Source organism: Spirosoma soli, from assembly GCF_042684525.1.
In the GTDB taxonomy this organism is placed as follows: Bacteria; Bacteroidota; Bacteroidia; order Cytophagales; family Spirosomataceae; genus Spirosoma; species Spirosoma soli.
This window is the reverse complement of sequence record NZ_JBHULN010000040.1, coordinates 1-6,247: the sequence shown is the minus strand read 5'-3', so window position 1 is coordinate 6,247 and position 6,247 is coordinate 1. Positions and strand designations below refer to the sequence as shown.

Here is a 6,247-nt window from a genome sequence, read left to right as displayed (position 1 = left end):
TACCATCATAACTCATGGACAAATGTAAGGTGTCATATACTCCTACAAATGAATTGAGCAGCTTTTTATCGAGTTTAGCTAATTGTTGTTTATACCACTCGACATCTTTACGGCCTTTATTTTTTTTGCCTAATAAGCCATCGAGAGCCACTAATACACCAGCATAGGCGGTATGGCCAGCCATCTTCACATATTTGCTATCCTGGTAATAGCCATCTTCCTTACGAGCTTTCTCACGCAGGATTTCGCGGGCATTATCCAGATAGCGTTTAGCTTCTTGTACAGTATTGGTCATCGACTTTTAATCAAATTTTAGTGCTTCCTGAGAGAATAAGTCTAGCTGACTGTTGGGTACTTTTTCTTTGTCTTTTTTCTTCTTGACATATGTCTTAGCAAACGTAACTCTATCGCCGTTGAAAACTACTAACGGATTGATAAAGTACCTGACGCTATTACTACTACGGGCAATGATTGAGCACTCGATTAGATTGGATAGACCTGTTAATACGTGGTTTCTATGGCTGTAACCTGTGTATTTTAAACAATCATCCATTATAAAGTAAAAGCTGTCTTGCTTGGGCTTAAGCACACTGAGTATATATCCGAAAACTCTGATTGCAGGCTTAGATAGCTCCCAAAATGAGACAAACTGGCTTAAATAGATTTTAGCAAACTTTTCCTCGTCAACTTCTACAAATCTCATGAAAGCAGAATAGCCTTCTACCTCTCCATCTGACGAAACTATCATTTGTATTTCGTCTTTGTTCTTTGGTCTTACAACCTGTTGACGCTTAACTACTCTAATGTCTTGAATAGCCTTTTCTACAAACGGGTTCTCCTCAAACTCCTCATGCTGTGTTATCGGTTTATACTTCATAAAGGTAGCAATCCGTTATCTTTTATAGCCTTGCAAAGATAACGAAAGAATACTAAAGGGATAACAAATTGTTATCTTTTTTTATACTGAAAGGATAACGAAATATTATCTACTAGATAACGCTGTGTTATCTACTAGATAACAGACCCCCCATGATTATCAGTTAGTTATCCCTGTTTGCTTCTTAGACTCTTAAAACACCTCAAAAACACTCGTTTTTTATCCCCTTTAAAACGGTATAATTCTATGGTTTTTCTATCCTCTTTTCCACGGGTTTGCCTTCTAGCTCGTTGGCCTGTTGAGACAGGGCTTTAGCCTGTTCAGTGGCTTTGCGAGCTAGCTCCCGTTTTTGGTCGGCTTCCTCCTGCTCAACTATCCACTTAGTCAGCTCTGGGTCTTTAAACTTACCTTCCATGAAGCTGTAATAAGTGGGGTTGGCCTGTTTGGTGTAGCGTACCCGCCAGTTGTCCTGGGTGTAAGCTTGGGCATACTTGTTCCGGTCACTGCGCCAGTCTAAGGCTAACCAGGTCGTGGCCACCAGCAGCCCTACCATTAACCCAAACGCATAAGCCCCGTATTGGACATACTGGCTCATCTTGTACTCGGGCCGTTGACGGATCTGCTGTTTCAACTCCGTGAGTTGGGCCATGATTGGACTTAAATCAACTATAGTCGTTGGGGCGGCAGGCTGCGACCTGGCTTGTAAACCCTCCACTGCTTTGGTTAAAGCCGCCAGCGTAGCGCTATAATCCTTGGGGGATTGCCTGGCTAACTGTTCTACGCGCTCTTGAATCCTTTTCACATCGTTAGTTAGGGCCTGCAATAGTTCGCCCGCTAGATCTTCCTGTTCCATCTCACATGTCTAGGCCATAGCCTCGTTTTAGTCGTTTATCTTCGATTTGCGGGGTTTTCTGGGTTTGCTTAGGCTGCTGCTGCTTTTTTTCCTTCGCGGCCTCTACAGCCTGTTTTTGAACTTCTCGCAGCTGGGCGTTCTGGGCTAACTGCTGTTGGAGCTGACTCAGGCCTAAGTGCTGGTGCAGCTTGGAGCCTTTGAAGGCTTCCCGGATGGTTTCACCCTGCTCATTCTGGCTCACTCGCTCAAAGCTGATGCCGCGGGGCTGGCCGGCTTTATCTCGGTTAACGATCAGGCTAATGCCATGCCTGGCTAAGGCCTCGCGTAGTTCCTGCCCGGTGGTGGACTGACTCAGGCTCTGACGTACCTGGTCGCGGATCTCCAGGCGACTGCGGTCCCGATCTGGCAGGTGCTCGACGCGCAACCGTTGGGCCTGTTCGACCAGGGGGGTTAACCCATATTTGGCCTCGATCTGCCTCAGGAGGCTTTCGGAACGGCTGAAATTGTGGCTGTCACTGACGGTCTGGCCTTGGTTGGTTACCCGGTTGGCCACAATGTGAAAGTGGCTGTGCTGGGTATCCCGGTGGCGGATCACCACGTACTGCGATTGCTCTAAGCCCATCCCTTTGAGGTAATCGCTGGCCACCTTCTGCATGAGCTGAGGATCAGCCTGCAAGCGGGCCTCATCTTTCGGGTCGAAACTAATGGCCGTATGCCATACGCTGCGGCTTAGATCGGGGTTCATTTGGGCTTGGCGTACAAAGTCGGCCACCATAGCCCGGGTGTCATAGTCGCGTACACCTTGCGACAAAATCACCTCCCCTTTGCCCTCTTGCACCTTTTGCATGTTATAGCCGCAGCAGCCTTTGAAACTGCGGCCAATGCTGGTCTTGGCAATCATGGTGCAGCCGGTTTATCTAGTAGGTCGCTCAACTGACGCAGTAGACGCTGGGCCTCGAAAGCAATGCTGCGAATGCCATCAGCGTTGGCTTTGTGAGCGAGCTGATTCAGGTTATTGCCCAACTTAGCCACCTGATTAAGGGTGGCGTTTTCTTCCGCACTTAGCCGTACCTGGGCTTTCCCAGTCAGCACCATTTGCCGACCATAGTCCGACAGGTTCAGCCCGGCTTTCTGGGCTCGTCGCTGGATGGCCAGTTTCTCGAGCTTGGTCAGGCAGACCGTCATTTGCTGGTCTCGTTTGGTCTGACTGGGCGGTCGTCCGCCCTTCTTTTTGAGGGGTTCAGTTGGGTTCATAAGCAAACAGGGTTGGCGTTTTTTCACCCCCGACAGTCGGAGGGGGGACAGCCGTTTTACCCCCAAAAAGAGGGAGGAACGACCGAGTTTTTTAGGGGTAAAACATGGCTGGCTACTCAATAGCGAAAGTACGGGATAAGACCGCACTGCGCAAGTGCAAGGATAGTTTTTTATTCCTAGCTGTTCCGTTTTAGCTTAACTGAATAGACGTTTCCAGAAGGATTTCTTATTTTGTTGCTCGGATTGATTAGGCCCGTTATCGGGGGTAACTGGAGTGGCTGGAAAACTAGGAGGGGGCAACAGTTTCAGTTCTCGGTTCTCCTCTCGAAGGCTACTGTTCTCCGCTCGTAAGTAAGCAGTCTCACTTTTCAGCAGTTCAATGATTTCATCCTTGGCTGCTAAAAGGGCTGTATAGTCTTGTACAGGCTCTTTGTGTAGGCTTGTTAAGTCATTGTCTACCCTTGTATAGGCTGGATTTTGGGTAGGTTTTAAGGGTGGATAAACGTCAAATAAATAATTGGCTTGAATCGTGTACATATCCCCTTGTTTGCCCTTTTTCATCTGAATAAAGGGTTTACTGGCTGGTTTTTTACACAATCGCCGTATGGTTGCCTCATTTAAACCAGTGGCTTCCGAAGCTTCTTTCAAAGAAAGGTAGTTCATACGGATGTATAGGGTTGTACAGGCTTTGTATAGCCATTGTATAGGCTGCAAATCAAGCTTGTACAGTCTTAAATCACAACTGTAGCTTTACATAATCTAGATTATATAACAGTTCAATTATATTTATCATGGGTAAATCTCGTCTCGCTCTCCTTATTCGGTGCGTAGCTATTCTCTTCGCTCTAGTAACCCTGTGGAGCTGGCTTCAACCGGCTCGCTTTCCAACTTGGGTTTTCGGCGTTTCATTATTAGTTGCTCTGAGTTTAGCAGAGCTCAGTACATTTATTGGAAAAAAGAACTCTGACTCAAGTCAAAGCTAACTTAACATAAGTGCACTTATACAACAAATATGTTCTGTATGCAGCATGTCATAAATTGGAGTTGTTTTTTGCTGAGTTTAACGCTCCTAGCTCCGACTACTTATGCTCAGTCGGGATATCCCCCACCTTGTAATGATGTAAAACAAGTTAAGTTAGATACTGACCCTAAAAGGCGTCAAATTCTGGTTGATTTCATTCGCGATTGTGAGCGAAACCAATGGAAAAACGACAAGGGCATTGTTCTGTTACGAGAATACCAGAATGAACAAGGTAAATCCTGTTGGTTACTCTTACCTAGTATTGATGATAGCTATAAGGATAACCCGCCTAATCGATTTGCTTCCTTTAATGGGGACATTATCCTTATTTTCGATGCTGAATCAAATGGGCTTGTACTCAAACCAGCTGTAGGCGATAAAGACCGCTTAAATCAATGCTTAGAGAAAATTATTGGTGATCGTGTTTACACTCGACCAACGATTAAAAGTCGCTGGACCGACAATGTCATGCCATTTACAAATCGTAAAATGGAACGAGGAGCTGGGCGAATTTATGGGGGCAATGGCGGCAGCTTAATTATTATCTTTAATCCTGATGGCAGCTACGAAAAGTTATTGCCTGTATAAAACTATTTCAAGCTATCATATTCTCCATTGCCTATTCGAATTCTATCTTTAATCGAATAACATATTCATAGTTATAAAACCACTCTTCAAAAAGTGCAAAGCTCAGCTTTCTTGATAAGAAGCTGAGCTTTGCACTTTTTGAAGAGTGAAGACCTACGCGGGCTGCTAATATTTCTTCATAAAAATGGAAAACGGCCACAAAGCAATGGCTGCAACACCCTTGCTCTAATCCGGTTTCTTAGGATTTTCTTTAACAGCCTTATTACCATACCATACTAACAATGCACCAACTAAAAGCCATATCATTGTCATCTGAATTAGGGTTTAAAGTGTTCTAACGTTAGATTAACAAAGTACAAAAATTTAGAATTGTTTCGTTTGCACTTTTTGAAGAGTGGTTTTATAACTATCATTATGTTACGTAAAAATTCTATTAATCATTTATCCTTCCATAACTGTTGATTATTAAAATAAGACAAGTTGTCATCTATCAGATTATCAATAACAGCTTGTTGGGTCAATATCAAAGAGTCATGAATCAAAGGATCTTTTTCAGTATTAAATAAAGGTATTCTAGCTAACAGATTAGGTTGTTTTTGAAACTCGAAAGCGCAAATTCCGGAATGTCCTTTTGGTAAAAAGTTAGTTTCAATTTTTCTGTTTACAGAAACATATTTCAAGACTGCCTTTGTATGTACTAAGTTTTTAATGTCTTGGGGGCGGAATAAACAGTCAAAAGTCGCTCCAACTTCAATATCAGAGTAAGAGCTAACAGCAAATACGAGAAAGTAGTCCGATTGTAATATATCTGTCTTAATCCCTTTCTCTAATTCGCTTTTTGTCGGAAGGTCTAGTAGAAGAGCAGTTGGATTTGAGGTAAATAACCCTTGTTCGTAATATTTAATGAATCTATCGAATACATCGTCTTGTGTCATCATGTTATCATTTATGCTTGTTGTATAAGTGGCTTTATGTTAACCTAGAGCCTTCAAATAACCTCAATAAAGCTTATATAGGTGTCTGCGACGCTGTATTGATAATTGGGGCTGACTGCCCCAAACCCCGTAGGTTTTTCTAGGCATAAGTCACCCCTAACTGTACACGTTTTTTTCCCTTTCCAGCCATCCGGCGTCAGCCCTACGTACAGTTAGGGGTGACAATGCCTAAGAAAACCTATCACTACTTACATCCCGCGTAGCGGGTCCGCTTAGTACTTGTCTCAACAGAGAGCGAGGATCTTTACCCCTCGGTACCCTCAAGAGTACTTATAAAAAGCCCCGATCTGGCTTGGAGCTATCAAGATCGGGGCTATCTCGATCGGAGGCTTGGAGCTATCAATCCAGCCGAGTCTCGTACGGTTAGTACGTGAATTAACCTATCCCTGGCGGGTTGCTCCTCAGCAGAGCCCGTTTCCGTTTCGGTTAATATCTTTGGGGTAGTTCTAAGCTGTACCGCTACGATTTTCTACCCAATTAATGATTTGTTCGGCTTCTTGTAATCCAGCGCTAGCCACACTAGCCAGTGGATTACCATCATAACTCATGGACAAATGTAAGGTGTCATATACTCCTACAAATGAATTGAGCAGCTTTTTATCGAGTTTAGCTAATTGTTGTTTATACCACTCGACATCTTTACGGCCTTTATTTTTTTT

Annotated in this window: 9 protein-coding genes; 1 reads left to right on the top strand and 8 read right to left on the bottom strand. The window is 43.9% G+C overall.

Going from position 1 to position 6,247, the window contains the following annotated elements; genetic code table 11:
• The 6 genes from ACFSUS_RS28935 to ACFSUS_RS28910 form a co-directional block, all read right to left on the bottom strand.
• Positions 1-295: DUF5618 family protein (locus ACFSUS_RS28935; RefSeq protein ID WP_381528759.1), on the bottom strand; the 295-nt coding region annotated here is incomplete at its 3' end.
• Positions 296-301: 6 nt separating this feature from the next.
• The gene (locus ACFSUS_RS28930; RefSeq protein WP_381528756.1) at positions 302-877 is read right to left on the bottom strand and encodes a replication/maintenance protein RepL; all 576 of its coding nucleotides are present in this window, start codon (positions 875-877) and stop codon (positions 302-304) included.
• Between the two features lie 244 nt (positions 878-1,121).
• Positions 1,122-1,679, bottom strand: a complete 558-nt coding sequence (locus ACFSUS_RS28925; protein ID WP_381528755.1) for a hypothetical protein — start codon at positions 1,677-1,679, stop codon at positions 1,122-1,124.
• Between the two features lie 52 nt (positions 1,680-1,731).
• The gene (locus ACFSUS_RS28920) at positions 1,732-2,631 is read right to left on the bottom strand and encodes a relaxase/mobilization nuclease domain-containing protein (RefSeq protein ID WP_381528752.1); all 900 of its coding nucleotides are present in this window, start codon (positions 2,629-2,631) and stop codon (positions 1,732-1,734) included.
• Positions 2,628-2,984, bottom strand: a complete 357-nt coding sequence (locus ACFSUS_RS28915) for a plasmid mobilization protein (RefSeq protein WP_381528750.1) — start codon at positions 2,982-2,984, stop codon at positions 2,628-2,630. The genes ACFSUS_RS28920 and ACFSUS_RS28915 overlap by 4 nt, the downstream gene beginning before the upstream one ends.
• A 195-nt stretch (positions 2,985-3,179) precedes the next feature.
• On the bottom strand, positions 3,180-3,647 hold the full coding sequence (locus ACFSUS_RS28910) for a hypothetical protein (RefSeq protein ID WP_381528748.1): 468 nt from the start codon (positions 3,645-3,647) through the stop codon (positions 3,180-3,182).
• A 358-nt stretch (positions 3,648-4,005) separates the two neighbouring features.
• Between ACFSUS_RS28910 and ACFSUS_RS28905 the strand changes: the two genes are divergently transcribed.
• The gene (locus tag ACFSUS_RS28905; RefSeq protein WP_381528746.1) at positions 4,006-4,593 is read left to right on the top strand and encodes a hypothetical protein; all 588 of its coding nucleotides are present in this window, start codon (positions 4,006-4,008) and stop codon (positions 4,591-4,593) included.
• A 437-nt stretch (positions 4,594-5,030) separates the two neighbouring features.
• Here ACFSUS_RS28905 and ACFSUS_RS28900 read toward each other — a convergent pair whose 3' ends face one another.
• Together ACFSUS_RS28900 and ACFSUS_RS28895 are read right to left on the bottom strand one after the other, a co-directional pair.
• Complete coding sequence (locus tag ACFSUS_RS28900) at positions 5,031-5,531, bottom strand: hypothetical protein (RefSeq protein WP_381528744.1); 501 nt, start codon at positions 5,529-5,531, stop codon at positions 5,031-5,033.
• A gap of 503 nt (positions 5,532-6,034) precedes the next feature.
• Positions 6,035-6,247 (bottom strand): DUF5618 family protein (locus tag ACFSUS_RS28895; protein WP_381528741.1); only part of this gene is annotated, 213 nt, incomplete at its 5' end.